Source organism: uncultured Roseobacter sp. (genome assembly GCF_947496515.1).
Taxonomy (GTDB): domain Bacteria; phylum Pseudomonadota; class Alphaproteobacteria; order Rhodobacterales; family Rhodobacteraceae; genus Roseobacter.
Genome location: NZ_CANMDB010000021.1, coordinates 1 through 25,345 on the forward strand (window position 1 = coordinate 1; position 25,345 = coordinate 25,345).

At 54.6% G+C, this 25,345-nt stretch carries 27 protein-coding genes; 17 read left to right on the top strand and 10 right to left on the bottom strand.

Annotated elements, in window-relative coordinates:
* Nucleotides 1–809 precede the first annotated feature (809 nt).
* The gene (locus tag Q1A53_RS21800; RefSeq protein ID WP_299970959.1) at nucleotides 810–1,619 is read left to right on the top strand and encodes a DUF6502 family protein; all 810 of its coding nucleotides are present in this window, start codon (nucleotides 810–812) and stop codon (nucleotides 1,617–1,619) included.
* Between the two features lie 125 nt (nucleotides 1,620–1,744).
* Here Q1A53_RS21800 and Q1A53_RS21805 read toward each other — a convergent pair whose 3' ends face one another.
* The gene (locus Q1A53_RS21805) at nucleotides 1,745–2,344 is read right to left on the bottom strand and encodes a transposase (protein WP_366873029.1); all 600 of its coding nucleotides are present in this window, start codon (nucleotides 2,342–2,344) and stop codon (nucleotides 1,745–1,747) included.
* Nucleotides 2,345–2,732: 388 nt separating this feature from the next.
* On the opposite strand from Q1A53_RS21805, the gene Q1A53_RS21810 reads away from it, so the two are divergent.
* Nucleotides 2,733–3,677, top strand: coding sequence for a VPLPA-CTERM sorting domain-containing protein (locus tag Q1A53_RS21810; RefSeq protein ID WP_299970962.1), 945 nt, complete (start codon nucleotides 2,733–2,735; stop codon nucleotides 3,675–3,677).
* Nucleotides 3,678–3,723: 46 nt separating this feature from the next.
* On the opposite strand, the gene Q1A53_RS21815 is transcribed toward Q1A53_RS21810, so the two are convergent.
* Both Q1A53_RS21815 and Q1A53_RS21820 read right to left on the bottom strand, forming a co-directional pair.
* Nucleotides 3,724–4,188: a hypothetical protein gene (locus Q1A53_RS21815; RefSeq protein ID WP_299970965.1), complete on the bottom strand. Its 465-nt coding sequence runs from the start codon at nucleotides 4,186–4,188 to the stop codon at nucleotides 3,724–3,726.
* Between the two features lie 9 nt (nucleotides 4,189–4,197).
* A complete protein-coding gene (locus Q1A53_RS21820; RefSeq protein ID WP_299970968.1) occupies nucleotides 4,198–5,418 on the bottom strand; it encodes an alpha/beta fold hydrolase in 1,221 nt (406 codons plus the stop codon).
* 204 nt (nucleotides 5,419–5,622) lie between these two features.
* Here Q1A53_RS21820 and Q1A53_RS21825 point away from each other — a divergent pair, with 204 nt between their 5' ends.
* Entirely contained in the window at nucleotides 5,623–6,333 is a 711-nt protein-coding gene (locus tag Q1A53_RS21825) for an IS6 family transposase (protein ID WP_299970971.1), read from the top strand.
* A 67-nt stretch (nucleotides 6,334–6,400) separates the two neighbouring features.
* Here Q1A53_RS21825 and Q1A53_RS21830 read toward each other — a convergent pair whose 3' ends face one another.
* Complete coding sequence (locus Q1A53_RS21830; RefSeq protein ID WP_299970974.1) at nucleotides 6,401–7,342, bottom strand: PfkB family carbohydrate kinase; 942 nt, start codon at nucleotides 7,340–7,342, stop codon at nucleotides 6,401–6,403.
* Nucleotides 7,343–7,498: 156 nt separating this feature from the next.
* On the opposite strand from Q1A53_RS21830, the gene Q1A53_RS21835 reads away from it, so the two are divergent.
* The 8 genes from Q1A53_RS21835 (at nucleotide 7,499) to Q1A53_RS21870 (ending at nucleotide 14,642) form a co-directional block, all read left to right on the top strand.
* A complete protein-coding gene (locus Q1A53_RS21835; protein WP_299970976.1) occupies nucleotides 7,499–8,515 on the top strand; it encodes a LacI family DNA-binding transcriptional regulator in 1,017 nt (338 codons plus the stop codon).
* 50 nt (nucleotides 8,516–8,565) lie between these two features.
* Complete coding sequence (locus tag Q1A53_RS21840) at nucleotides 8,566–9,498, top strand: substrate-binding domain-containing protein (protein ID WP_299970979.1); 933 nt, start codon at nucleotides 8,566–8,568, stop codon at nucleotides 9,496–9,498.
* Entirely contained in the window at nucleotides 9,495–10,310 is an 816-nt protein-coding gene (locus Q1A53_RS21845; RefSeq protein ID WP_299970982.1) for an ATP-binding cassette domain-containing protein, read from the top strand. The genes Q1A53_RS21840 and Q1A53_RS21845 overlap by 4 nt, the downstream gene beginning before the upstream one ends.
* Entirely contained in the window at nucleotides 10,307–11,320 is a 1,014-nt protein-coding gene (locus Q1A53_RS21850; protein WP_299970985.1) for an ABC transporter permease, read from the top strand. The genes Q1A53_RS21845 and Q1A53_RS21850 overlap by 4 nt, the downstream gene beginning before the upstream one ends.
* 74 nt (nucleotides 11,321–11,394) lie before the next feature.
* Nucleotides 11,395–12,168 carry a BtpA/SgcQ family protein gene (locus tag Q1A53_RS21855; protein WP_299971033.1) on the top strand — a complete coding sequence of 258 codons (774 nt, stop codon included), beginning with the start codon at nucleotides 11,395–11,397 and terminating at the stop codon, nucleotides 12,166–12,168.
* The gene (locus Q1A53_RS21860; RefSeq protein WP_299970988.1) at nucleotides 12,165–12,815 is read left to right on the top strand and encodes a TenA family protein; all 651 of its coding nucleotides are present in this window, start codon (nucleotides 12,165–12,167) and stop codon (nucleotides 12,813–12,815) included. Before Q1A53_RS21855 ends, Q1A53_RS21860 begins: the two co-directional genes overlap by 4 nt.
* A 25-nt stretch (nucleotides 12,816–12,840) precedes the next feature.
* Nucleotides 12,841–13,869, top strand: coding sequence for a phosphotriesterase-related protein (locus tag Q1A53_RS21865; protein ID WP_299970991.1), 1,029 nt, complete (start codon nucleotides 12,841–12,843; stop codon nucleotides 13,867–13,869).
* A gap of 2 nt (nucleotides 13,870–13,871) precedes the next feature.
* On the top strand, nucleotides 13,872–14,642 hold the full coding sequence (locus Q1A53_RS21870) for a glutamine amidotransferase (RefSeq protein ID WP_299970994.1): 771 nt from the start codon (nucleotides 13,872–13,874) through the stop codon (nucleotides 14,640–14,642).
* Nucleotides 14,643–14,840: 198 nt separating this feature from the next.
* Here Q1A53_RS21870 and Q1A53_RS21875 read toward each other — a convergent pair whose 3' ends face one another.
* The 3 genes from Q1A53_RS21875 to Q1A53_RS21885 all read right to left on the bottom strand — a co-directional run bounded on the left by Q1A53_RS21875 (nucleotide 14,841) and on the right by Q1A53_RS21885 (nucleotide 17,714).
* A complete protein-coding gene (locus tag Q1A53_RS21875; RefSeq protein ID WP_299970997.1) occupies nucleotides 14,841–15,851 on the bottom strand; it encodes a nucleotidyl transferase AbiEii/AbiGii toxin family protein in 1,011 nt (336 codons plus the stop codon).
* A gap of 2 nt (nucleotides 15,852–15,853) precedes the next feature.
* Nucleotides 15,854–16,450: a DUF6088 family protein gene (locus Q1A53_RS21880; protein WP_299971000.1), complete on the bottom strand. Its 597-nt coding sequence runs from the start codon at nucleotides 16,448–16,450 to the stop codon at nucleotides 15,854–15,856.
* 121 nt (nucleotides 16,451–16,571) lie between these two features.
* A complete protein-coding gene (locus Q1A53_RS21885) occupies nucleotides 16,572–17,714 on the bottom strand; it encodes a helix-turn-helix domain-containing protein (RefSeq protein WP_299971003.1) in 1,143 nt (380 codons plus the stop codon).
* 501 nt (nucleotides 17,715–18,215) lie between these two features.
* Here Q1A53_RS21885 and Q1A53_RS21890 point away from each other — a divergent pair.
* Genes Q1A53_RS21890 through Q1A53_RS23495 form a run of 4 tightly spaced genes read left to right on the top strand, consistent with a single transcriptional unit; the run spans nucleotide 18,216 to nucleotide 20,272 of the window.
* Nucleotides 18,216–18,437 (top strand): DUF2188 domain-containing protein, encoded by a 222-nt coding sequence (locus Q1A53_RS21890; RefSeq protein WP_263846356.1) that lies wholly within the window; start codon nucleotides 18,216–18,218, stop codon nucleotides 18,435–18,437.
* A gap of 12 nt (nucleotides 18,438–18,449) precedes the next feature.
* The gene (locus Q1A53_RS21895) at nucleotides 18,450–18,710 is read left to right on the top strand and encodes a multiubiquitin domain-containing protein (RefSeq protein WP_299971013.1); all 261 of its coding nucleotides are present in this window, start codon (nucleotides 18,450–18,452) and stop codon (nucleotides 18,708–18,710) included.
* Complete coding sequence (locus Q1A53_RS21900; RefSeq protein ID WP_299971016.1) at nucleotides 18,685–19,878, top strand: ThiF family adenylyltransferase; 1,194 nt, start codon at nucleotides 18,685–18,687, stop codon at nucleotides 19,876–19,878. The genes Q1A53_RS21895 and Q1A53_RS21900 overlap by 26 nt, the downstream gene beginning before the upstream one ends.
* A 28-nt stretch (nucleotides 19,879–19,906) precedes the next feature.
* Nucleotides 19,907–20,272: a DUF6527 family protein gene (locus tag Q1A53_RS23495; protein ID WP_366873030.1), complete on the top strand. Its 366-nt coding sequence runs from the start codon at nucleotides 19,907–19,909 to the stop codon at nucleotides 20,270–20,272.
* Between the two features lie 113 nt (nucleotides 20,273–20,385).
* On the opposite strand, the gene Q1A53_RS21905 is transcribed toward Q1A53_RS23495, so the two are convergent.
* A complete protein-coding gene (locus tag Q1A53_RS21905; protein ID WP_299971018.1) occupies nucleotides 20,386–20,556 on the bottom strand; it encodes a hypothetical protein in 171 nt (56 codons plus the stop codon).
* A 120-nt stretch (nucleotides 20,557–20,676) separates the two neighbouring features.
* Between Q1A53_RS21905 and Q1A53_RS21910 the strand changes: the two genes are divergently transcribed.
* The gene (locus tag Q1A53_RS21910; RefSeq protein WP_299971021.1) at nucleotides 20,677–22,176 is read left to right on the top strand and encodes an anti-phage dCTP deaminase; all 1,500 of its coding nucleotides are present in this window, start codon (nucleotides 20,677–20,679) and stop codon (nucleotides 22,174–22,176) included.
* 112 nt (nucleotides 22,177–22,288) lie between these two features.
* On the opposite strand, the gene Q1A53_RS21915 is transcribed toward Q1A53_RS21910, so the two are convergent.
* Both Q1A53_RS21915 and Q1A53_RS21920 read right to left on the bottom strand, forming a co-directional pair.
* Nucleotides 22,289–22,888, bottom strand: coding sequence for a hypothetical protein (locus Q1A53_RS21915; protein ID WP_263846349.1), 600 nt, complete (start codon nucleotides 22,886–22,888; stop codon nucleotides 22,289–22,291).
* 427 nt (nucleotides 22,889–23,315) lie between these two features.
* On the bottom strand, nucleotides 23,316–24,212 hold the full coding sequence (locus Q1A53_RS21920; RefSeq protein ID WP_299971025.1) for a LysR family transcriptional regulator: 897 nt from the start codon (nucleotides 24,210–24,212) through the stop codon (nucleotides 23,316–23,318).
* 207 nt (nucleotides 24,213–24,419) lie between these two features.
* Between Q1A53_RS21920 and Q1A53_RS21925 the strand changes: the two genes are divergently transcribed.
* Nucleotides 24,420–25,205 (top strand): epimerase, encoded by a 786-nt coding sequence (locus tag Q1A53_RS21925; RefSeq protein ID WP_299971028.1) that lies wholly within the window; start codon nucleotides 24,420–24,422, stop codon nucleotides 25,203–25,205.
* Nucleotides 25,206–25,345 lie beyond the last annotated feature (140 nt).

The window sequence follows — 25,345 nt, forward strand, 5'->3', positions numbered from 1 at the left end:
AATCGCAGCGCCAAATTCAGTGCGCATAACCCGCCACAAGCGCCAATACCGCGAGAGCGGTTTCGTCCTTGTCCCGCCAAGTCGACCTTAGAGGACTTCTTCAGGCCAAAAAGCCCGAGTGAAAGCGTCGGATGACAGCAAAGAGCCCACTTCGACCAATGCTGAACGATGCGTGAATGGCAGCTTTCCAGATTTGGCTAACATGTTGCTTATCGCTGCCGTGTCGCAGCGCCAAGCAGCATTTCCTCAACAACCGGTGCAGTCGCCTGTGCGATTTTCAACGTAGCGCGTTCCAATCGCGTAGGGTTACGTATCCGTCCGCCCCAGAAACCGCGTTGCCCCCCACTTGGTGAGACGGCCTGGGCAGTCGCCATCACTCCGCCTGACCCTACGTGCACTAGAGCAATATCAGCCGATCCCGTCTCTGGATACATACGAACCAAGAGCAAGTAGTTATACCGTTGCTCTCGGGCGGTTTTGACTAAGCTGTTTCTGTTGGAGTACCGGTAGTTGGCATCTCCTATAACTAAAGGTGCAAAGCTACCGAGACTCTCAGCGCGATTTGCCAAGTCTGTCCAAATCTCAACTTCCTTCGCACCTGCCGCCTGCGTTCTGCCGTAGACAACTCGCGCCAAGGCGAAGCGAGCAGGCAACTCAAAGTCGTTAGGGGTTGACGAAATCACCGGAACTGGTCGCGCATCGCCAACAAAGCTTGGTGCAGAACAAGCGGCTAAAAATGCAAGAAAACACGTGATTACGAACAGCTTCATAGCTTTGCTCCAATTCATCAGTTTGAGGTTTAGTGTTAGATGTGTAATTTGCACATTTCACTTTTGAATTGCGTTGTCAAGAAGAATGTGCAAATTACACATATGTTCTGGTTGGATCCCATCTTGAAACCCCTCGCGCGTCTGTGCGTCCGGAAAGGTTGGTTGTTTCCCGAGGTGGAGCACCGTTTGCGTTGCGCGTATGTTGAGGCTGCACAAGTCATTGATGGCGCCGGGACAACCGACAGCAAGATCAGTATCAAAACGGGATTGCAGCGACGCGACATTGCGCGCTTACGCGGTGAAAGCGCTCCTCCTGACACCAAGCGACATCCCGTGGCAGAGATAATTGCGCTTTGGTGGGATGACCCGACCTTTGATCCTGAAGGGATTCCCGTCCGAGGCGACGGTGCAAGCTTCACTAGTCTTGCGCGCAGCGTCAGAAAAGATGTCCATCCTCGCACTTTTTTGAACATTCTCATCGAGAACGGCGCGGTGAGCGAAATCGGAGAGCAAGTCAGACTTAATACACGGAGTTATCGCCCGCTATCTGGCTCAGATGAGCAATTGGCTTACCTTGCTGACAATGTAGGGGATCATCTGGCAGCGGCTGTTTCGAACGTGGTCGATCGAGGGCGAAAATATGACATGGCCGTCCACTACAAAGGCTTGTCGGAAAGTGCGATCTCGCAGTTGGACCAACATTTTCGGGCTCGAATGAGGCAAACGCTGCAAGAATTGGACACAATGGCCCGAGACATTCCTTCCCCCGAAAACGGGGTTCACAGGTTCCGCGCCGGTGGATTTTTTTTTGATGATTCAGACTACGAGGCCAAACCACATGATTCGTAAACTAATCGCGGTCTTCCTTCTGACAGTACTCGCCTCTTGTTCAGCACCAGATAAGATGCCTGCGAATGATTGTCCTCGCGAAGGAGGGATTGGTGGAACAGGCGACTGTTCTACCCAGTCAGAAGTCACCTAGCGAGAATGCCAGATCCGGCCATTCGCGCAACCGCAGCGAAAGGGCGCTCTGTCCGCAGTGTGTGAGTTCGATCAGCGTTGAATTTTGCGTCTGCAGCGAATGGCTGGTTCGACGGGCCGGTTCGACGGGCCGCACCGCAGCATGCCCGTCCTCCGGTCAAGGTCCGGAATGGGCCGTCCCTGCCAAACCTAGCTATTGTTAATCCAAAAATTACACGGTGCTTCAGAGGTCGGCTGAGATGTAGGTTTAGACGACCCAGTCTAGTTTTGCGCAGTGACGTGAGGAACGCTTCGAAGCTATCCCGATCAGCCAAGGCGGCCTGATTGCTGAAGCAATTTAGCTTTCCAGTCTTATGCAGCTTGCTCAGCCCTTCCAGAGTGAGACGGCGATTTAGACGGGACAATACGCTGAGCGACAGAAAGAAGTTCTTCCGGCTGGCGATCCACTTTGTGCCGTCTGCCAATGAGTCATCGCATGGAAAGATCATATGGACGTGCGGATGATAGGTCATCGCAGAGTCCCAGGTTGGAAGCACCGAGGTGATGCAGATCCGTGCTCCAAAATGCTTGGGATCGGCAGCGATCTTGACCACGGTATCGCGCAGCGATTTAGTGCCCGAGGTCAAACTTCCAAATACTACGATCCGTATTTAGGTCTGCTCTTCCAAAAAAAGGCAGCTTCCATCTCAATAGTCCACATCATTACTTCGTATTAGAAGGCAAAAGTTCGCGCCACAGACGAGACATAGAAGCGCAGTGGCGTTCAGGGGGCTTTTGTTGACTTCACGGCAGCGGTCGAGTTGTCGGAGGCTGCGAGGCCGTACAGCAGATGAGGTATGAACTGTATCGGATTACACTTTAACCTTGGAGCGTCCGGTGTTCTGAACGGCTAACTGAGGAGATGGGCGAGATCGCGTAGTTTCCTGGCATGCTTTTTGACGACCAGACGATGAAAAAGTGAGAAAGAAAGAGATACGGAAAATGTTTGTTCCCATTAAAAAGAAACTCATTGCCATGGTTGCGCTGGCGATTTTCGCCGCAAGCGGCGCATCTGCCGCAACGGTCACCAGCTCAGCATTTGCAGGCGGTGCCGCACCCGGCGACCCGGTCTGTGGCTCCTCTCCCGGATCGGGTCAGAGCTCGGTTCCCGGATCGGCCAATGCAGAGTACGACAGCAGCGGGCCAGGCTGTAACGCCGTCAGTTCCGCGACCGCCGGAGAAGGCTATGTGTCTGCCATTAGCGTTGCTGGTGGCTCGGGCAATGGCGGCCGGTTGTCCTACGCCACAAGTCGAGCGAGCGCCACGTTTACAGGCTCTCAGCTCATGTTCACCCCGGACGAAGGCTATACGGATGCTATTTTGTCGGACTTGTATGGCGACACGATCGAAATTACGCTTTTCGCGTCCTTCTCGGGTGATACCAGCGCCGATACCACAGCAAATACATCTGTCACGACCGGCTCTTCGGGAACAATCGAGGCGAGTGTCAGATTTGGCAGTGCGCTATGGCAGAAAGCTGTTTCGAGTGCTGTGGTCAGTGACTCAGGCCACATCACGGACAGCGATACGCTGGCGGAATCCATTTCTCTGTCCCAAAATGTCAACTGGGGGCAGGGATCAACGATTATAATGGGCATTGGAACACGAGCCAGTGTTGCAAACGTTCAAAGCGGCGCACCTGCTGGTGCCATCGCAAACGGTTCCAACACACTGAGCTTCAATACCAATGGACCGGCCTTCCTTTTGCCTGAAGGATTTACCGTGAACGCTCCTGAACTTAGCATTTTTGACAATGTCTGGGTCGATCCGCGCATCACACAGCCGCCAATTGATGACCCGGATGTCGTTCCATTGCCGGCGGGACTTCCGCTTTTGCTATGCGCTCTTGGGACACTGGGCTACTTTCAAAGGCGCTCGACGTCCTGACTGTTTCAGTTGGCCCCGGTGCAATGAGCCGCAAAATGGTTTTTGGCTATTCGGCTGCCTGTGCCGGGGTCTCATCAAGAAGACGTTCAATCAGAACGTCTGTGTGCGTCAGATATGTCAAGAAACCGCCGCCGTCGATTTGCGTCAGATTGTGGGGAGCCTTGCTTGCCGCAGCAAGTGCTGCGAAGCTGTCACCCATTAGTCCGATGGGTTCTTGTGTTCCTTGAAACCACTCGACGGGGACAGTGCAACCCGCTAGCCAATCGCTCCAATCCCGTGTTATTTCATTGAGATCCATGGTGGCGAGAGCGGGGCCTTGCAACATGCAGGCTTCAAATGCGGATTCAAATTCCATCACCACATCGGGACTCCGCGCGGCTTTGACATCTGGGGGGTGATCGCGAAGCTGCAGTGCAACAAACCGGCGGGTGCCCATCAGCTTCCAGGCTTTCAACCCTGCATTGACCATCAGCGAAAAAATACGCGGGGTTCGTGACGCACTGTGCAGCAACGCTGCGGCTCAAGGCGAGCGGGTTTCATCCGCGCGCAGATATGGTGCAGGCGGCAGCGGTGACAGCAACACGATGCGGCTGATATGATCTGGCAGTAATCCACCAAGGCGATACGCATAGCTGCTTGATGTGGAGTGCCCCAACAGAACACATCTATTGTGGCCTAGTTGCACCAAGAGCGCCTTGAGGTCGTCAGCCATGATCCGAGTGTAGTCAGAATCGCAAGGCGCGGGATCACTGCTGCCAAACCCGGGCCGGGCGAGCGTGACGACGCAAAGCCCGGCGGCAGCATACTGTGCTTCAACCACCGCTGGGAACGTCGACAAGGTGATGTCTGGAATGACGACGACAAGCTTCCCCAGCATGTCTCCGGCAAGCGTTACCTCGACCGAGCGTCCCCCGGGACGCAAGACCGCTGAAGACTTGCGGAAGGGATGCTTTGCCACCCGGGAAACCTTGGAGATGTCCGAATGAAACTGAGCAAGAGCAAGCGCATTGCGCATTAGGTCAGCCTGGCTGGAGACACCGGCCTTGGTCATGATCGTATTCATTTGGGTGCGCACCGTTGCCAAAGACCGCCTGCGCATTGACGCGATCTGCGAAAGGTTGGCGCCGCTCAAGAACGCCAAAAGAACTTCGCACTCGGCTTGCGTCAGCTCGAATGCCTCCGTCAGTATGTCCGCGACTTCGCGGTTAAGACTTGGGTCTATGAGGATGACCAATGCAGTTTGGTCAGAATTTCCTGCAGTCCGGTTTGTCAGAACAGCCACAATCATGCTGTGATCATCTTTTGTACTGAACGCCCGAAGAAAGCGGAGATCGCTTTGATGATTCCGCCTCCCCAGACTTTTGCCTATCAGGGCAGAAAACAACTCACCATCCTGAAGCTCGAAAGGCAACTGGTCGACGCCATCGCCAAGTTCGATCGACAGTGTTTTCATCGCCGAGAAGTTTTGACTAATGATGCGGCCGTCGTTCTGGACAACAAGGGCCGGGTTCGGAAAAGCATTGAGCATGCGCCGAATTTGTGGACCAACAAGACTGTGGGGTCCGTCGGCGTGTGCTGTTTCCAGAGCGTTTATCACATCTTTCTCGAAAGTGTCGTCCAATACGGGCGCGGACTCGAAAAAGCCGTTCCAAGCGTCGAGAAATTCGTCGAATGCAAAAGGATCCGCGACTTGCTTTCGCAAAGCATCTTCTATTTGTGATTTTGTGTTCGAATACTTCATCGCAACTTCAGACTAAGACATCGAACAAGCTCGTCATACCTCAAATGCAGTATGCGCTGGTCAGTCAAGGCGTGATCAGAAGCGGAAATTCACCTTTGACGTATAGTCGCGGCTGTGTCCCACAGACTGTGATAATCTTCGACGGCTCTGTTGCGTTAGCCCAGTTGGCAAGGCAGGCTTGGTCCAAGCATTCAGGAGGTGCGCATGCCGCGTCGAAACCCGTTCAATCAGCACCGATTTCCGAAGGATGTGATCCTCATGGCTGTTCGTTGGTATTGTCGGTACCCTCTGTCCTACCGTGATGTGCGCGATCTTTTGGCCGAGCGAGGGATAACAGTCGCCGCGGCGACGATTTACCGGTGGGTCCAAAAGTTTGGACCAGAGATCCGTAAGCGCGCATATGGCCGACATCGATCTTGGCGTGGGCTCCAATGGCATGTGGATGAAACTTACGTTCGAGTGAACGGTCGGTGGTGTTACCTGGGGCGAGCCGTGGATCAGCGCGGACAGCTCATCGATTTCCGGCTAACGGCACGCCGAAACGCCAGCGCTGCAAGGGCGTTCATGCGCCAAGCTAGCGAAACAGTCCGATGTTACCAGCCCATGACCATCAAAACAGATAAGGCACATAGCTATGCGAAAGTGATCGAAGAGATGAATTTTGGGAATGGTCCCGACGATCGCATCCGACATATCGACCGCAAACATCTTAACAACAAGATCGAAGCCGACCACGCCGCTTTGAAGCAGCTCCTTCGTCCAAAACGGGACTTCCGAAAGATGACCTCAGCCAAGAACACTCTGAAAGGCATCGAAACCCACCGGGCCATCAAGAAGGGTCATTTCGCGAACAACGAGCCCGGTGTCTTGAACGAAGTGGCATTCGTTGCAAACCTGTTCAAGGCTGCTGCGTAGTCCCAATGAGCAGAAGGGCCACTTGATGGGCTGCGCACTAACGCAACAGAGCCGTTTCACGCGACAGTTAAGCGTCACTGACCGCTGAATTATCCCGTATGAGTTCGGCGATATCCTGTACGCTCGGAAACGCGGACACAGCGCCAATTCGACCGACTGTCACGGCCGCTGCAAAGCTGCCGTGGATCAGGGCAGCTTCGTCTAGACCGCTGCCGCGGAGTATGGCGGAACCGACGGCCACGCCTTCAAAGATATCTCCCGCTCCGGTTGGATCCACGGCCAAAGAGGGTGCCGCAGGCACATGGAGAATGTGCGTTTTCGTGGCCATGATTGCACCCTTGGGGCCCAGGGTTAAAACCACCTGTGCCGCACCCGCTGACAGCAATGCGCTGGTCGCCGCGTCCTTGGACAGCTTGGTCAGTTCCAATGCTTCCGCCTCATTGAGAAACAAAACGTCTGTAAGTGGCAGAATCTCGCGAAAAACGTCATCAAACGGGGACGGGTTGACGATCGTCCAAAGCTTTCTGCGGTGGGCTTCCTTGCAAAGATCAAGCGTCAGGTCTGGCCGGAGGTTTCCCTGCACCAGCACAGCGTCGCCTTCGCGGGCTTGCTCCAACACCGGGAGGCACTCCGCCAGCGTCAGGCTTTCAGCGCATGCATTGGTGGTGACAACCGCGTTGTCCCCCGCCTCGTCTGCCAGAATAATCGACCGATCCGAGGCTGTTGAAGCGCGGCTCATTGCGGTGCATTCCAAAGGCTCTTCTGCCAAGGCTCTTTCGATCAATTCCCCGTTCCGGTCTGCTCCGATGGCCGTGACAAGTGTTGTCTGTACTCCAGTCCGCGCCAGTGCAATCGCCTGATTGGCACCTTTACCTCCGAGGGCCATGGAATTGCTCTGCGCAAGAACGGACTGGCCGTTTGCTGGTAGCGCCCGCATCTGGAAAACTTCATCCACCGCGACGTTCCCAAAGACATAGGCGCGGCGCAAACTGTCGTCCCATTCATGCATTTCTCAGCTTTCACCCTCGCAAGCGAACAATTTTTGAGCAGCGGACCATCGTTTCAGAAAGATGAACGCTCTTCCTTGACGTCTTTTGTAGTACGAATTAGTAAACGCATTTAGTAAACCGATTTATCCAAGTCGCGTTTAAATGGAAAGAGCGGAATGCCAGTAAGTCTGAAAGATGTTGCCAAAGAGGCGGGCCTGTCGCCTGCTTCGGTCTCGCGGCACCTGAATGGCACGCTCGATCTGCCCGTTGAAACCCGGGACCGGATCGAAAAAGCGGTGCAACGGCTCGGTTACCGGCCAAACCCGCACGCCCGCCGCCTGAGCCTCGGGCGCTCGGATATCATCACGCTTGTCGTGCCCGACATCGCTAACCCTTTCTTTGCTGTTCTGGCGTCTGCGATTGAGAAAGCCTCATCAGAAAAGGGTAAGATTGTGCAGTTGCATGCCACTTCCAGCGCTGAGGCGCGTGAGATTGCAGTTCTGCAAATGGCAGCTGACAACCGCTCGGACGGTGTTGTTTTCTGCACCAATCACCGACCAGGCGACGAACTGGCGGAAGCCCTCTCGGACCTCCCCAAAGTCGTGATCGTGGACGAAGCTGTCAACGGGGCCAATGCCCCACAAATTTTTGCAGACAACGAAGAGGGCGGATACCTGGCTGGTCGGCATTTTGCCCAGTGGAAGCACCGCAACATCGCGTACATTGGCGGCCATCCGGAATTGATGTCGACCCAATTGCGCGTCGATGGTCTGGAACGCGGGCTTCGGGATGGGCATGCGGCGGCACAGACAGCCGTGAACAAGTTCTTTGGCACGCATGACATGTTCACGGGCCGGGCCCTGGCGGCGCAGATGCTTGATGGAAACGGCGGCGAAACCGGGATTTTCGTGGGTTCTGACGAGCTGGCAATTGGAGTGATCGAAACGCTGCGCGCCCGCGGGATCCGCATCCCGGAGGATATGTCGTTGATCAGCTTCGACGGCACCCGAGCTCTTCACCTTTATGATCCACCCATCACTGCTGTTCATCAGCCTGCCAAGCAACTTGGAGAGCGCGCGGTTCAAGTGTTGCTCGATGGCGATTGGAGCACCGGCGAAATTTTGCAGCAGGTCGAGCTCCTGCCCGTCGAATTGATCGAACGCGCCTCGGTCGCGGCGCCAAACACAACCTGAAACCAAAGAGAAGAAAAAAAACGGAAGACCCCACATAGGAGACTGAAACGATGATGAAACAGAACAAAGCCACTTTGCTGGCCGCAGCCGCCACCCTGAGCCTGACGGCCGGAATGGCGAGTGCGGAAACCTTTGCGCTTGTACAGATCAATCAGCAAGCGCTGTTCTTCAACCAGATGAATTCTGGTGCTGCAGCGGCAGCCGAGGCGGAAGGAGAAGACCTGGTGATCTTCAACGCCAACAATGATCCTTCTGCACAAAACAGCGCGATAGAAACCTACATTGCTCAGGGTGTGGATGGCATCGTCGTCGTGGCGATTGATGTGAACGGGATCATGCCAGCCGTTGAACAAGCGGTGGCCGCTGGCATACCGGTTGTTGCTGTGGACGCGGTTCTGCCCGATGGACCGCAGGCGGCTCAGGTGGGTGTCGATAACCTTGATGCCGGGGGCATGATCGGTGACTACTTTGTCGACTACGTCTCATCTGACATGGATGGCACGGCTACAATTGGCATCGTTGGCGCTTTGAATTCCTCCATTCAGAACATTCGTCAAGATGGGTTCGAAGCCAAGATAGAGGGCGTTGACGGGATTGAGGTCGCTGGCGTTGTGGACGGCCAGAATGTCCAGGACATCGCGCTTGCGGCAGCTGAGAACCTGATGACGGCCAATCCGGGGCTGAACGCGATTTATGCGACGGGTGAGCCGGCACTTCTGGGCGCGATTGCGGCGGTAGAAAGCCAGGGACGCACGGGCGACGTGAAAGTCTTTGGCTGGGATCTGACCGCACAGGCAATTCGCGGCATTGATCAAGGTTATGTCGAAGCAGTCATTCAACAGGACCCGGCACAGATGGGCGCGACCGCGGTGAGCATTCTCGCCGATCTTGCGGAAGGGGGCAGCACAGACGCAATTGTCTCGGTCCCAGTGACCATCGTGACAACGGATAACGTTGATGACTTCCGGAGCATTTTCGAATGACATCAACGCAATCGCATACCATCGCGATTGACGAACCGGAGGGCGACAGGCCCTCCGGCATCCCTTCGTTCAAGGCCAGTGGTCCGCGTATTTCGCTTCGTGGTGTTCGTAAAACATTCGGATCCATCGAAGCCCTGCGCGGTGTTGACCTGGATATCTTTCCGGGCGAATGCGTCGGCCTGATCGGGGACAACGCCGCGGGCAAGTCAACCCTGACAAAGATCATCTCAGGCACCTACGTACCGGATGCAGGCAGTATCTCTGTCGACGGTGAAACAGTGCGCTTTTCAAACCCGTCGGACGCTCGGGAGCGCAATATCGAAATGGTATTTCAAGACCTGAGTCTGTGCGACCACATCGATGTCATGGGCAACCTCTTTCTCGGGCGCGAAGTTTCGCGTTGGTCGTTTCTGGACCGCAGGACGATGCGAGAGCATGCCCGGCAGATGCTCGATGATCTCGACATTCGAATTCCAAGACTGACCGCAAAAGTCGAGCAACTCTCCGGTGGGCAACGCCAAGCCATTGCGATCGCACGTGCTGCATCCTTTGAGCCGCGCGTTCTGATCATGGACGAGCCGACTTCAGCACTTGCGGTAGCGGAAGTCGAAGCGGTTCTGCGATTGATCAACGAAGTTAAATCGCGTGGCGTTGCGGTCATTTTGATCACCCACAGGCTGCAGGATCTCTTTAAAGTCTGTGACCGCATCGCGGTGATGTACGAAGGCACAAAGGTGGCCGAACGGAGCATCGAAAACACCAGCCTTGAAGACCTTGTCAAACTCATTGTCGGCAAGGGAGAGGCGATATGAGCGTCGAATACACTGAGCGCGGGCAAGGATCTGCGCTGGCGGATCTTCTGTCCGAACACGCACAAGTTCTGTCGATAGCGGGCTTTTTTCTGGCCTGCTTTTTGTTCTTCGCCGTCATGACCGACGCTTTCTTGTCGTCCGTCAATCTTCTGAACGTTTTGCGTCAAGCCGCGCCGATCCTCATTGTCGCGGTGGCCATGACCTACGTCATCATAACGGCAGGTATTGATCTGTCCGTAGGCTCTCAGGTTGCATTGACCAACGCCGTGGCCGCCATTGTCCTGTCCGCCGGTTGGCTTCCCTGGCCGCTGGTCGTTCTGGGCATGCTGGCGCTTGGTGCGATGATTGGTCTCGCGCAAGGCTGGTTTGTGGCCTATCAGGGCATCCCCGCATTTATCGTGACACTGGCGGGTCTGTCGATCCTGCGCGGGCTCGCGCTTTACCTCACACAAGGGTATTCCATTCCCATTCCTGATCTGCCCGGTTTTCTGGCCCTTGGGCGCGGCCAGGTGGCGGGATTGCCAGTCCCGGTCATCATCTCGGTGAGCATCGCAATCATTGGCGCGGTTGTACTGGCGCGCACTGTCTACGGTCGACGCGTTGTTGCCGTCGGGTCAAATACAGAGGCCGCGCGTCGGGCTGGCATGCCCGCCAAAGGGACCATCGCGTCGGTATATGTCCTGACAGGTATTGCAAGTGCCATTGCGGGTTTGCTTATTGCGGCCCGGCTCGGCTCAGGCTCTTCCAATGCCGCTGTCGGATTTGAGTTGCAGGTGATCGCGGCGGTCGTGCTCGGGGGCACATCACTATTTGGCGGGCGCGGATCCATATTGGGCACAGTCCTCGGGGCGATGACCATCGCGGTGATCGGCAACGGGTTGATCCTGATGCACATCTCCCCATTCTTTACGCAAATCGTGACCGGCACGATCATCTTGATCGCGATCTGGCTGAATACACGAATTTTCACTGCGAACTTCCGGATATCCGGCAGGAAACGAAAAAGGTGATCATGGCACAGATTTCCGATCGACCACAGAACGCCATAGAGGAGATTTTCGGTCGAAAGAAAGCGCTCATCGGTATGATTCATTGCCCGGCCTTCCCGGGGTCACCCCGGTACCGGGACGCGTCACGGGAAGAGATCCTGTCCTTTTGCCTGCGGGACGCGGAACGTCTGATTGCCGGTGGGATGCACGGGCTTCTGGTCGAAAATCATGGCGATATCCCGTTCTCTAAGCCAGATGACATCGGTCATGAAACCGCCGCTTTCATGTCTGTTGTTGCCGACCGGCTGTCACAGGAATTCGACGTGCCCCTGGGGATCAATGTGCTGGCCAACGCGCCCATTCCGGCATTCGCCATCGCCGCCGCATCAGGCGCGTCTTACATCCGGGTCAATCAATGGGCCAACGCCTATGTGGCAAATGAAGGCTTCATGGAGGGTCGCGCCGCAGAAGCCTTACGCTACCGCTCCAAGCTCAGAGCGGAAGGTATCCGGGTGTTCGCAGACAGCCACGTCAAACACGGCAGCCACGCCATCGTGGCGGATCGAAGCGTCACTGAACTGACCCGCGACCTCGCGTTTTTCGATGCGGATGCCGTGATCGCGACGGGACAGCGAACAGGCGACAGCGCAGCATTGGATGAGGTAAAGGTCGTCAGGGACGCAACTCATCTGCCGGTGCTGGTCGGGTCGGGCGTGAACCAGGACAACATCACATCGGTTCTGGACCTGGTCGATGCCGTGATTGTCGCCTCTTCGCTGAAGGAGGACGGGGTTTGGTGGAACCCGGTGGAAGCGGCACGCGTGTCCGCATTCTACGAGGCCGCGCGCCCGGTTCTGGAGCGTGCATGACCAGACTGTCGGATCAGATCCTGCGGGAAAACGCCGATGTGCTGGACCGGATGCTTCAACACCCATTTGTTTTGCATGTCACCGAAGGTACATTGCCCGCGCAAGCCTATCATCGCTATCTTGTCTATGAGGGCGCGTTCGTCGGAACAGCGATTGCGATTTTCGCCTATGCCACGGCAAAGGCGCCGGACCTTGCGGCAAAGCGCTGGCTGATTGACGTGCAATGCGCACTTGCACGAGATCAGATGCCTTACTTCGAACAGAGCTTTGACGCGCTTGGTGTGGATACGCGCATAGACATCCCTGCTGCCGTAGAGGCCTTTGATCAAGGCATGCTGGAGAATGCAGAACAAGGAGACTTCACCGACATCGTCACCGCCATGTTCGCGGCGGAATGGATGTACTGGACCTGGTGTACACGAGCGGCTGAGGGCACAATCTCCGACCCGCATATTCGCCGCTGGATAGACCTGCACGCAGAACCGACCTTTGAAGCGCAGGCACGTTGGCTGAAGGATGCAATCGATCGCTACGCAACACCGTCAGAACTGTCCCGTCTCAGCGCGGTATTCAGACGTGTCACCGAACTTGAAATCGCCTTTCATAACGCCCCTTTGATACGCAGCAGCGGAGCCGTTGATGAATAAATCACTCTGTCCAACGGTTACCACCGTGACTGGCCCAGTGGCCCGCGACGCACTTGGCGTCACGCTGATGCACGAACACATAATCAACGATTGCACCTGTTGGTGGCGTGGGGTGGATCCGGCCTTTACCTCTCCGATCCGCGATCTGGCCGTCGATGCATCAATCCTCTCTCGTCTGAAAAACGACCCTTTCGCCTGTCGCGACAATTGCGCGCTCACCGACGAAGACCTCGCGATTTCTGAGCTGATGGAATTCGCGTCAGAGGGCGGTGCAACCGTTGTCGACCCGACGTGCCGCGGGATCGGGCGCGCGCCCGACGCACTTGTGCGCATATCCAAGGCGACCGGGCTGAACATCGTCATGGGCGCCGGGTATTATCTGGAATCCTCACACCCAGAATATCTGGCCGCGATGAATTATGAGGATGTCGCAGAGGAACTGATCGCCGAGTATCGCAACGGGGTCGGGCCCGCTGCCGTCCCGATTGGCTTGATCGGTGAAGTCGGCGTTAGTGCAGAGTTCACCGCCGAAGAACGCAAAAGCCTACGCGGTGCCGCTGTGGCTGCGGTAGAAACTGGTCTGCCGTTGATGATCCACCTGCCCGGGTGGGAGCGGCTCGCTCATGACGTACTGGACTTGGTTGAAAAGCAAGGACAGCCATTGGACCGCGTGATCCTCTGTCACATGAACCCGTCCTGGGACGACGGCGACCATCAAAGATCCTTGGCAGATCGTGGCGCCTTCCTCGAATATGACATGCTTGGAATGGATTACTGGTACGATGATCAGCAAGTCCAATGCCCCTCGGATGAGGACTGCGCGCGCGCCATCGCAGCACTGGCCCGTGACGGTTATCTGGATCGTCTGCTGTTGTCTCAGGACGTGTTTCTCAAGATGATGCTGACCCCTTTTGGCGGAAACGGATACGCTCATGTCCAGCGTCATTTCCTGCCACGCCTGCTGCGCCATGGGCTCACCGAACGCGACCTACAACAGCTCATGGTCACCAACCCCGCCGATGCGCTCAGCGCCTACACAACACTGGAGACTTGATGATGACAAAACTGCTTCTCGTCGGCGAAAGCTGGGTCAGTTCGGCAAGCCACTTCAAGGGGTTTGACCAGTTTGGCAGCGTAACGTTCCATACGGGCGCTGACCGCTTTGTGGAGGGTATGGCGAAAGCAGGTATCGACGTTACTTATATGAAGGCTCATGAAGCCGCCGAAGCCTTCCCTTATGCGCAGGAGGATCTGGACGCCTATGACGTGCTAATGCTGTCAGACATTGGTGCCAATACGCTTCTTTTACCCCCGGACGTCTGGTTGCGCGGAGAACGCGTGCCAAACCGTCTGAAAATGATCGAAAGCTGGACACGCAACGGTGGCGGTCTGATCATGATCGGCGGGTACCTGACGTTCCAGGGAATTGATGGGCGTGGCCGGTGGCACAGAACGCCGGTAGAAATGGCACTGCCGGTTACCTGCTTGCCCAACGATGATCGGGTGGAGATCCCCGAAGGGGCGTCGCCCGAAGTCGTGCTGTCTGAACATCCTATACTATCTGGCGTTCCAGCTGACTGGCCTTACTTGCTGGGCGTCAATGAAATCCAACCAAAACAGGACGCCGAAACTGTTCTGCGCCTGTCGCAAGACCATGACGGTTTGCCTTTGCTTGTCACGGGCTCTTACGGAGAGGGGCGCACGGTGGCCTGGGCATCAGATATGAGCGAGCATTGGCTGCCAAAGCCGTTTCTGGGCTGGCCCGGATACGATGTGTTGTTTGCCAATATGGTAAACTGGGCCGCCGGGCACGACAATCTCACTTGACCGGCCGATCTGGATTTGTTCCGGCGGCTGTTTACGTACATTCGCTCCGAAGAGAGTGTGCATGAGGAGGTGTGATTTAGTCTGGCCCGCTATAGAACTGAATTCTATACCTCATGACGATTTGATGACTTGGCGGTCGACACTTTGTTGACCCCCAATCACCAAGTTCATGACGTCCAGTCGCCAGGGTATTCGAGGTCAGGCTGCGTTGATCTCCGCCTCCAGCACTGCGATCGTGTTCAGCACATCATCGAAACTTGGTGCGTTGCCTATGATCATCTCACGCATACCGGCATAGTCCCGACGTAGTGCGGCCTCGAGGTCTTTGCCTGGGGCTAGGTGAAGCGATCCCGGTTTTGCATCTTCGTACCTAGCCCACGCCGCCTTGAAGAACACCGACTTATGGTGGCCGACTTCGCTCAAGAGGTCGAGACTGGCCAAAGCGCGCGCCTTGGCATCATGTCGCGTCAGTTGTGCCATGTCGTAGTAGTGCCGGGACATGCGGTCAGCGAGCAGTTTGCCCGCTTCCTGATGAAAAAGCATGTGCAGGATCGTCGCCTTTTCCCAGAACGTTCGCTCGATCCCGAGAGTGCGCACATCAACAGTGGCAAGGCCGGGTAGATCAGGAAAGGCTTGTTGGACATAGGTTGAAAGTGTCCGTTGCTCGGCCGGAAGCTGTGCGCCTCTTGCACCGAACTCAAATCGTACGACTGATTTGATAAAGCCTGGACCATCGCCACCGAGAGTTGGGTAAGCGAACAGCAATGTCTGAGGGTCGTCTTCGTCGATCTGGAGTGAAAACGGCTGCTCCAAACGCGACGCGAAGGCGGTGTTGATTTCTTCGATCAGGGGGCCAGCGACGGTCGCCTCAGCGGCCTCCTGGAGATCTTGCAGCAGAGCCTTGCGTTTGCCGCCAGAGAGATCGGGGTGTTCAGGATCACGGTCTCCGGAAAACCCGAGCCGGGCGCGGTCGAGCGACAGGTCCACGTCTTCGGAAAACCGATGGATGACATCGTAAGCTTTCGAAAGCGATGTGCCTCCCTTGAAGATCAGGTGATCGCCAAAGGAGGGCAGGGCAAAAAGCTGCTGGAGCGACCAACAAACCCAGAAGTCCTTTTCGACAATCGCCTTTGAAAACCCGAGGTTTGCTGCGGCCTGCCGAAAGGCTTCATCTCGGTTTGCAGACGTGTCGTTTGCGAAGGTGTCCATGTTCAGGCGTGTGTCACGATCTGCTGTACGACCGGATGCATCCAGGCCGGGACATGTCGGCTCTGCTTTACAAGCTGCGCCCGATCTTTGGCATCCAGCTTGCGGGCGATCTTGCCGATCACCTGATCGTCAACGCGGTCCTTTCCGACATAGCGTAGCGCTTGGAACACAGTGCCCGTCTTTGAACCGGCACCGACCAATGTCTTCGGAGAGGCATTGCGGAAATGGATCACCTGCCGTCCGATCTTCTTCGTTCGGGTAGGCCCGTCTGTCATGTAGGTCGGATTAGACGGCACTTGAGTGGACAGCCCCAGCTGGTTCGCCGCCATGGCAGGGGAGGGCTGAAGAACCTGGTTGTCCTTCCGCGCTACTGCGCGCGCGATGTCATCGGCGGACGGAGCTAGGAGCCCGAAGCGCGCGCTGTGTTTGGGATAGTCATAGAGCCCACGCGTCAGCCGCCGGATCACGCCCTGACCTGCCAGGCGCGACAGTGCCTGATCCACGCTCGCGCGCGATCCGATATCGAGGAAGTCCGACGGCGCGAAGATAGCACCTCGGCCCTTTCCAACGATGCGATGCTTGATTTTTGACGTGATCATGGTTCAACTTCACGTCAGAAAATATGGTATCTTTTCCTGAATGTCAATATGGAGAGACTCTGGCTAAGAGGGCGGGAAGCAGACATTCGCTGCGTCCGCGAGACGAATCCCCAGCTCACGTCTATACAGACATTCGTCCGTTAGCGTTGAAGGTGATGCGTCTCTTTATTTTTGTTAGCTGTGTTTTGTAGCTGATAACTTCTTCGCGTTGCAGCCTAACAAGAAGTAGTCCCGGGTCGATATCATGCTGGCTTGCAAAGTGCGTGAGCGATTTTGAACTGAATCTCGGAACTTTTGACCCAAAAGTCGCTTTGAAATCCGAGACTATCGATCCCGGAATGATCGTCTCCGCGGAGAATCTATCCGCTTCCGCTTCTATGTCTCTTCCTGCGGTGCCATTGTTGTCTTTGTCGATGAAGACAGATTTCTTGCTGTGCTCAAGAATGTGACAACACTCATGAAAAAACGCGAACCATACGTTAGCTTCATATCCCAGTCGATCACTCACAACGATTACAGCTTTGTCTTTGGTCGCCCAATATGCGGCACCACGAAGTCCAGTACGAGGAACTGATGGGACCATGGCAACGGCCACACCTGCACTCGCACAAAGAGATATCAATTCATTCGAGATTTTGCGCCAAGGCTGTTTTGATAGATCCCTAAGGCGCGGAAGCGTCGATCTAAATGTTGCTTCAGAGTAAGGTTCTGTTTCGATAAGGTTGGCCGTAATCTCAGCTGCTCTAAGCCAAACTGCAACTCCCAGAGGATCAATACCGTTATGATTTTGTTGTTTAAAACGAGATAGATCGAGCCTCTGTTGCCAGTGTTGCTCCCATGCGGATATGCTGCTTACGCCAAAAGCCTTGAGGATATGGTCTACAAGTTCCGATGGATCAGGCTTCTTGTCTAGCAGACCGAGCTTCAACATCTGCGTTACTGGAAATTGTTTGGCCCAATCCATTGCTTTCTTCGACGACGCAGCCTGTACTTCTTTTGAGCGAGCAAGCGATAATTGATGCTTTGCTTCTAGTGCGAGCCAAAAGCCAGCACCTTCCCCAAGCACTCTTTCAAACTGAATTGCCGTTTCTGGTGTAATCGAAACCTTGCCGGAAATGATCTCACTTATAGCTTTCGTCGGCCGACCGGTCCGGCGGGCAAAGTCGACGATCTTGATGCCGCGCTCATTGAGGAACCGGCGCAGGTAGTCACCTGGTAGCCGTGGCGTGTAGTCGGGTCTAAACTCAGTGAATCGATCTGTCACTACACTGATCCTCCCACGGAAATGACGTTGATGCTCTTAATGTCTTGAAGACTTTGACCCACCCTAAATCCTCTTGGTTTGAACAGAACTTGTCCCTTACCTGATCGGCCCACGGAGAATGAGGGCAGGGACTTCCCGGCCAATTTCTTCCGTAGGACCGGAGGTGATGTGCTTAAGTCGGCCAGAGTTGGAGCGGCATCCAGAAAGTACAAAAGATCTTTCACATTCTCCGCCGCCTCATCACCAAGAGCTTTGATAAGATCCCTTCCGCTGTTGCACAGGGCCCCGACGGATGGGGACTCGAAACCGACCTGCATGTGGGACCCTTGACACTGCTCGACGTCTTGGAACGCCTTATTTTCGTAACGATGATTGTACTTGTTTTTGCGTAGATGTCAAAAAATTAAACGTAACGCATCATGGGATGAAAAAAGATTTGACGACTCGGCCTCGATTGACATAAAAAAGTAACGCATCGTGTGTCGAAAAAAAGAGGATTGGATGTCTAAGCGAATACATGTGGTCCCACACAACGGCTCGTGGGCGACCCGGCGTGAAGGGTCATCGAGAGTTGGTTCAATTCATGGAACCCAGACCGAGGCGACAAGCGCTGCACGCGCTACGGCCATGCGCGAGCGGGGTGAAGTCATCATCCACCGCCCTGACGGAAGAATCCGAGACGCAAACTCATACGGCAATGATCCGTATCCACCCAAAGGCTAGGAGCCAAATACCATGAAGAACGGCAAAGAGCAGAAGACAGTCACAATCATTGTTGAGGGCACCCCTCACGACTGGCCGAAGAAGCAGGAAATCACCTATGCAGAGTTGATCGCCCTTGAGGTTCCTGACTACTCGCAGCACCCGGAAATCACTTATTCGGTGAAGTTCACCAAGGGTAACGGCAACAAGCCAGCCGGCGTTCTTGCACCAGGCGGTTCGGTCAAAGTGAAAGAAGGCATGATCTTCAATGTATCAGAAACTGGTCAATCATAACGAAGACATCGGTCGCCTTGTCAGTAAGGGGTACGCAATCGGCTGCGATAGCAATTATCTCGTCGTGCGTGATGTACCTTATCTTGATGAACACCTGGATTTGGCTTGGGGCGCGATCGTCGCGAAGTTGGTCGCAGTCGACAAGCTTCGATTTGTTCAAGACGACCATCAAGTTTTCTTCGCTGGCGGAGTGCCTCATGGCCTTGATGGCGCACCCATCCGAAACTTGGGTGGTGGGCCTTGTAGTCTTGCGCTCAGTGCCGGTGCGGAGGATGTAGTTGTTCAGAGGCGGTTTTCTAACAAACCCAAGAACACCGGGAAATATCGAGACTTTTTTGATAAAATCGACACTTATGTTTCGATCATCTCCGGCCCAGCTATGTCGATGAAAGGGGCTGACCCCTTCACTTTTCGGGTTCAAGAAGACTGTGGGCCAGAGTCTGTCTTCAAGTTTCATGACACACTGACTAGCCGCGCCGAAATCACCGACTTGTCGGAAGAATTCAGGGAGGAGATTGTTGCGGTAGTGGGGCTTGGCGGAACGGGCGGCTACCTTTTGGACTTTTTGGTGAAGACACCTGTAAAAGAAATCCGTGCTTTCGACGCGGATGTCTTTCACGTGCACAACGCATTTAGATCGCCCGGGCGACTCGATGAAAGTGAACTTGGGCGTCCGAAGGCCACTGTGTATGGCGATAGATACGAAAACTTCAGAGATGGCTTCTCATCTCATGAAACCTTCATCGATGAAGAAACCGCGGACTTGCTTGGTGGAGTTACCTTCGCGTTCGTATGCGTCGACAAAGGGTCGTCGCGCTCAGAGATCTTCGAGGCTTTGACCAGCCGGGGAATACCATTCATTGATGTAGGCATGGGCTTGAAACGCAGAAGCGGAGCCCTGAACGGAATGGCAAGAGTTACATACTTTGGTCCGAAAACGGGTAGGGAAACCATGGGAAAGGGGTATGCCGAACTCTCTGATGGTGCTGACGACTTGTATCGCACCAACATCCAGATAGCAGAATTAAACGCTCTGAACGCCGCTTTGGCGATCATAAGATACAAGCAGCTTCGCGGGTTTTACTTTCAAGATAAGGCCCATGAGCACTTGTTGTTTGATTTAAGCGACCTCGGTACAGTTGGGGAAGTAATGCCCGATGAAAACTGAGCGCTTCAGACTTGAAAGAGTGGGCTACATGCCCAAGCAACTTGAGCCTGCGGTCTTGTACATTTCACAGGAATTCGAAACCGCTGCGCACCTTTGTGCGTGTGGGTGCGGTGTAAAAGTTAGGACACCGCTTGGGCCGACAGAATGGTCCATTCGAGATACTGAGTCCGGGCCAACTTTGAGGCCCTCGGTTGGAAACTGGCAGCAGAATTGTAGATCCCACTACCTGATAACCAACGGGAAGGTAGAATGGGCGGGACAATGGAGTGAAGAAAAGGTGCTTGCTGGGAGAGCAGCAGAGCAGTCAAGGCGAGAAGCATACCTCAAAGAACACTATCCTACTCCAAACATTTTTGTTCGAGTATGGAACTGGATCAAATCCATCTTGGACTAAGAACTGACCGGTGCTTGCCGCTCTAGTAGACGCCTTGGGGTCCGACTAGACCGTTCACGACGGGAGTCTATATCCCTTTATTTGGCCTAGTATGAGATGCTACCGAACCGACCTCAAGCAGATCTAAACTTTCCCACGCTGTATTGACGTGACGCCTCGGATTGCCGCTCAAGCATACGTTCGTAGACTTGGCGCTCCTGCTCCAGATCACGCGTCTGATCACCTGGTGCTTGGGTCTGCGGTTGGTTGCTCTGCATCACATTTTGATCCATTTCATGGTCCATCGTTGCCTCCCCACCAAGCAACCCCACCTTGATGCAATCGCCCCTCTAGATCAAGACTTGCCTTGACGGAAGGTGATAATGGGCAAAATATTGTGTTGATAACTATGGAAAGTTTTCTTCATGCGAAGCCGTGTCGAGCTAGTTTTTGGTTTGGTTGGTCCAATCGGATGCCCGATCCACGAAGCGAGCGAAAGCCTTGCTGCAACTCTCAAAAAGATGGACTACACCCCGACTACGATTTCTCTCAGCAAGGAGATGGATCGGCTGCTGGCGGCCAAGGGCGCATGCTTTGAGGAAACTTCCACATCCGTACTCCACAACAAGATCAGAAAAGGTAATGCTGTTCGGGAGGCCTTTGGGAACAACGCCGTTCTTGCATCGGAGGCTATCAGACAAATTGTCGATTTTAGACGCTCCGCCGCTGCGGAAAGCGGCGAATCGGATGAGGCAAAGCTGGATGAGCAAGCCGTTGTGCCGCTTGATGAGCATGCATTCATAATCGATCAACTTAAGTTGCCCGAAGAGGTGGATCTTCTTGTAAAGGCTTTTGGAAAGCGCTTTGTGCAGGTCTCAGTTGTAACTCCTTTGGAGCAACGAAAACGATCGTTGACCGGCAGAATTCGAACTGAACAACACGGTTGGAACAATGAAAAATGTGAGCAGCACGCAGATGAATTGATCGCTATAGATCAAAATGAAAAGGCCGAAGACAGAGGTCAGCGGATTTCAAAAATCTTCCATCTTGGAGATGTTTTCTTTGACGGAACCTCTGAAGCATCAATTGAGCATTCCAGCCAACGCTTCATCAAGGCGTTCTTCGGAAGAAATAACGTTGCTCCAACTTCAGACGAGTTCGGTAGCTACATGGCGAAGGCTGCATCACTGCGGTCAGTTGATTTGTCGAGACAAGTCGGTGCGGCGATCTGCACTCCCTTGGGTGATCTTATTTCTATTGGATGCAATGAAGTCCCAAAGTACGGCGGAGGCAACTACTGGGACGAAGAGGCAAATAAGCGACGCGACATTGATCTTGGAGGCGAAGCCAACAAGAATGAGATCAACCGCATGATCTTTGATTTCTTGGGCATCCTGAAGAAGCAAGGTCTAATAGCCGGAGATCGTACAGTTGAAGAGATATTGAACGATCCGGATCATCGAAAGGCTATCAAGAAGTCGCTCGTTTCAGGTGTCACTGAGTATGGGCGAATGGTTCATGCTGAAATGAATGCACTTGCAGACGCTGCTCGTCTTGGTAGGTCTGTCAAAGGTTCGACCATCTTTGTGACTACATATCCGTGCCATAACTGCGCGAAGCATCTAGTAGCGTCAGGGATCGAACGCATCGTATTCATCGAGCCCTACCCAAAAAGTAAAACCGAAAGCCTGTTCCAGGATATCATCGTGCCTGACACACCTGATGCTGCTACAGTTTCGATCGAACATTTCTACGGTATCTCTCCTCGACGTTATCGCGACATTTTTGAGAAGGGGAGCCGTCAGACTGACGAAGGAGAAGTCGAAAAATGGTACGAGGGGCATGCCGCTCCTCGCCTAGGTAACATAGAAGTTGGGGGCACTCCGCGAGAGCTCTTTGCGATAATTGAGAACCTATACAGTTAACGCCTCGATCTGTGTTGATTTCGGATTGTGTTTGCCCAACAGCTGTAATGTAAAACCTGTTGATCTTGGCATAGCTGCGCCAAGCCGCAAGCAACGTGGAGACATCTGCCCTCTATTCATCCGGTTTAATGTCCTGTGCAATAACCAAGAATTTTTCAGCCCGTCCATGTAGGTAATCGGCCTCTTCTTGGTTCAGCCGGGTCGCTGTGATTAGCGTTCCTGGCTGTATGTTGAGGATACCAACTCCTGCCGATTCCGGTTGGGCCATTCGGAGCACTGTGAGTAAACCTCGTTCTTTCTTTCGCGGTAGTTGATCCTTTCCAAAGTGGAGGAAGATTATCCTTCTTTGGTTGTTTGCCTCGGTACGTAGGTACCATGCCGTTGCAACCCGCAAACCCGCGATATTCGCTTCTATGGGGCTTCGTCCTTGCCATATGAGCGCATGATCCTCCTTTAGATCCAAGTAGTTTTGGCTGAGAACCCTGTAGCCGGAAGATTTATTGGGAGCGACCTTCGTATGAAGCGCTAGGAATTGCTGATCCGAAATAGCTTTATCTTCATAAGAAGTCATAGCTTCACGAAACTGTTTGTACCGATCTTTGGCGGGATCATACGGTAGCTCGAGATCGTCGATTATGCTTTTGACTTTTGCCTTGTCCTTTCGCTTATCCCCGTATGCAAAATCAATGAATTGACTGACCCTAATCCTCATTCTTTCCTCTTTGCCTCATGGGAACAGTCGCATACTACTGGAGAGAACAAAAAATGAACAGGCCATTCGTAACACTGTGTGCCCACACGGGATTCTTGATAGTCGCGTTTAGATAAAGCGTCATGTTGCGTGCGTAGCGAAATCTACGAATTTTGGGTGTTCAACTTTTGGTATCGGCGGCGTCAGATTTGCAGTTGCAGCGAATGTCTCCTGTGAAGGGCCACGCTGCAGCGATGGCGAACAAAGCCAAGCGGCAGGTTTGGGCCGCCCGCGTAGGGCAAATTTCAGCACGTTGGGAAGATGCTGTGTCGCATCCGAGGTCCGGAATGAGCCCAAGTTGACCAATGCTGCGATCAGCGCGAAGGGCTGCTCTCACGGCGCATGCCATAGCGAGCGCCAGCATCAGCAGGGCAGGTTTCTTGCCCCATCAGCCCAGCTTTGGTGTTAGCTCATCGGCAAGATAATCCCACACCCGTTTCACCCTTGGCGTCCGTTGCAATGCATCGGTCCCGGCAAGCCATACGGGCAGTGTCGGAAGATCGGGTTGGAAGTCTAGCCTTTGCACGCGCGGGTCTTTTTCACCGATCGCGGTTTGCATGGCTCCGGCCCCGCATCCTGCGCAAACGAGTTCCCAGAACGCCGCCTGATTGTCGCAGCGGACGCCAAAAAAATGTCGGTCCACCGTAAGACCGATGTCCTGCATCGTTCGGATCACGAGGTCGGACCTGTCGAAGCCGACAAACGGGAAGTCTGCCAGCTCATCGAGCGTCTGCGGATGGCTCAGACGCGCGAGGAGTTTACGCGACGCATAGATCGCAAGCGATTGTTCGGTGATCTTGCGCGTCACGACATCCAATTGCGTCGGACGATACATCCGGATGGCAATATCGGCTTCCCGGTAGATTAGGCTTTCCGTGGTGTCCGACGGCACGAGTTCGACCTCGATCTCCGGCTCTTTGAGGCGCAATCGGGCCAAGATATCCGGCAACACGTAGTGGGATACGACCACGCTTGCGGTGATCCGAACGGTTCCGGACAGCGTCGCATTGTGACCCGCCGCGAGTGCGGAGATGCGGGCCGAGGCCTTGGCCATCTCGCGCGCGGGTTCGAGCAATGAAAGGCCGCTGTCGGTCAACCTAAGACCACTCGCCACGCGGGTGAAAAGCGCAGTGCCCAATGACGCTTCCGCCACTTTGATGTGTCGGCTCAACGTGGGCTGGCTTTGACCTGTCTTCTTTGCCGCAGCCGTGAGCGAGCCGGTCTCGGCCACCGCCAGAAACGAGCGAATGTAGGTCCAATCGAGATCATCCGGGCGCAATATCATGCATTTATGAATACCAGAATTCACTTTTTGGGCAATAGACTTTCATTTTTATTATGAGCATGTGGTGCGCACATAAACTCACAGGATAGCCACATGACCAAGACCGTTTTGATACTAAGTGCGTAGGGGAAGATCGGCCGACACAGCAAACAAGCCTTCGAGGCCGCGGGATGGGATGTCAGACCCTATGACCGTAACAAAAGCAACATGGTTGCAGCTGCGACGGGCTGCGACGTTATCGTCAACGGGCTGAACCCACCAAATTACCGCGACTGGGAGACCATCATCCCCCGGATCACCCGCGAGGTTTTGCAGGCCGCGCAAAGCAGCGGTGCAGCGGTTCTGTTGCCGGGCAACGTATACCATTTCGGAGATCGACCGGGAGTTTGGTCGGAAGACACAGTGGCCAATCCGGTCAGCCGAAAGGGCGAGATCAGGCTGGCAATGGAGCACGGCTATGCCAAAAGCGGCGTGCAGACCATCGTTCTTCGAGCAGGTAATTTCATCGATCCCGATCGTCAGGGCGACATAATGTCGGAAGTCTACCTGCGCAACGTTCGGAACAACCGGATCACACTGCCCGGACCGGCAGACACCCGACAGGCGATGTGCTTCCTGCCGGATTGGGCCCGCGCGGCTGTCGCCTTTGCTGAAATGCGCCAAGAGCTGCCGCAATTCGAGGACATTCCGTTTCCGGGCCACACCGTAACCGCCTTGGAGATCAAGGCCGGTGTCGAGCGCGTTCTTCAACGCAAACTAAAGTTCGTTCGGTTTCCGTGGTGGGCGTTGAACATCGCGTCACCGTTCTGGGAGCGGTCGCGGGAAATCAGAGAGATGCGGTATCTCTGGAATACCGATCACGCGCTCTCGGACCGGAGATTCCGACAGTTGCTTCCGAGTTTTGAGGCCACGCCGCTGGAGGACGTGTTCAGGAAAGTGCTGGCAGAGGTCGCCGTATCTGAGCGATCGACGGGACGGGCACAAATCGCTTGAGAAAATCTCGCGGCGCATGTCGATGTCTCAGCGGAAACCAGGAAAAGCCGCCATCTACCGTTGATGTCGTTGTGCCTTAGTTGAGGAGAATCTAGTGTAGTTTTCTTGTTATTTTTCAATAGACATCTGTGCCCCTATTT

Bases quoted from the DNA above. Each gene is read 5' to 3' on its own strand.
- Q1A53_RS21800 (WP_299970959.1), top strand. From the start codon at position 810: ATGTGTAATTTGCACATTTCACTTTTGAATTGCGTTGTCAAGAAGAAT.
- Q1A53_RS21810 (WP_299970962.1), top strand. From the start codon at position 2,733: ATGTTTGTTCCCATTAAAAAGAAACTCATTGCCATGGTTGCGCTGGCG.
- Q1A53_RS21820 (WP_299970968.1), bottom strand. From the start codon at position 5,418: ATGAAGTATTCGAACACAAAATCACAAATAGAAGATGCTTTGCGAAAG.
- Q1A53_RS21825 (WP_299970971.1), top strand. From the start codon at position 5,623: ATGCCGCGTCGAAACCCGTTCAATCAGCACCGATTTCCGAAGGATGTG.
- Q1A53_RS21830 (WP_299970974.1), bottom strand. From the start codon at position 7,342: ATGCATGAATGGGACGACAGTTTGCGCCGCGCCTATGTCTTTGGGAAC.
- Q1A53_RS21835 (WP_299970976.1), top strand. From the start codon at position 7,499: ATGCCAGTAAGTCTGAAAGATGTTGCCAAAGAGGCGGGCCTGTCGCCT.
- Q1A53_RS21840 (WP_299970979.1), top strand. From the start codon at position 8,566: ATGATGAAACAGAACAAAGCCACTTTGCTGGCCGCAGCCGCCACCCTG.
- Q1A53_RS21845 (WP_299970982.1), top strand. From the start codon at position 9,495: ATGACATCAACGCAATCGCATACCATCGCGATTGACGAACCGGAGGGC.
- Q1A53_RS21850 (WP_299970985.1), top strand. From the start codon at position 10,307: ATGAGCGTCGAATACACTGAGCGCGGGCAAGGATCTGCGCTGGCGGAT.
- Q1A53_RS21855 (WP_299971033.1), top strand. From the start codon at position 11,395: ATGATTCATTGCCCGGCCTTCCCGGGGTCACCCCGGTACCGGGACGCG.
- Q1A53_RS21860 (WP_299970988.1), top strand. From the start codon at position 12,165: ATGACCAGACTGTCGGATCAGATCCTGCGGGAAAACGCCGATGTGCTG.
- Q1A53_RS21870 (WP_299970994.1), top strand. From the start codon at position 13,872: ATGACAAAACTGCTTCTCGTCGGCGAAAGCTGGGTCAGTTCGGCAAGC.
- Q1A53_RS21875 (WP_299970997.1), bottom strand. From the start codon at position 15,851: ATGGACACCTTCGCAAACGACACGTCTGCAAACCGAGATGAAGCCTTT.
- Q1A53_RS21880 (WP_299971000.1), bottom strand. From the start codon at position 16,450: ATGATCACGTCAAAAATCAAGCATCGCATCGTTGGAAAGGGCCGAGGT.
- Q1A53_RS21890 (WP_263846356.1), top strand. From the start codon at position 18,216: ATGTCTAAGCGAATACATGTGGTCCCACACAACGGCTCGTGGGCGACC.
- Q1A53_RS21895 (WP_299971013.1), top strand. From the start codon at position 18,450: ATGAAGAACGGCAAAGAGCAGAAGACAGTCACAATCATTGTTGAGGGC.
- Q1A53_RS21900 (WP_299971016.1), top strand. From the start codon at position 18,685: ATGTATCAGAAACTGGTCAATCATAACGAAGACATCGGTCGCCTTGTC.
- Q1A53_RS23495 (WP_366873030.1), top strand. From the start codon at position 19,907: ATGCCCAAGCAACTTGAGCCTGCGGTCTTGTACATTTCACAGGAATTC.
- Q1A53_RS21905 (WP_299971018.1), bottom strand. From the start codon at position 20,556: ATGGACCATGAAATGGATCAAAATGTGATGCAGAGCAACCAACCGCAG.
- Q1A53_RS21910 (WP_299971021.1), top strand. From the start codon at position 20,677: ATGCGAAGCCGTGTCGAGCTAGTTTTTGGTTTGGTTGGTCCAATCGGA.
- Q1A53_RS21915 (WP_263846349.1), bottom strand. From the start codon at position 22,888: ATGAGGATTAGGGTCAGTCAATTCATTGATTTTGCATACGGGGATAAG.
- Q1A53_RS21920 (WP_299971025.1), bottom strand. From the start codon at position 24,212: ATGATATTGCGCCCGGATGATCTCGATTGGACCTACATTCGCTCGTTT.
- Q1A53_RS21925 (WP_299971028.1), top strand. From the start codon at position 24,420: ATGGTTGCAGCTGCGACGGGCTGCGACGTTATCGTCAACGGGCTGAAC.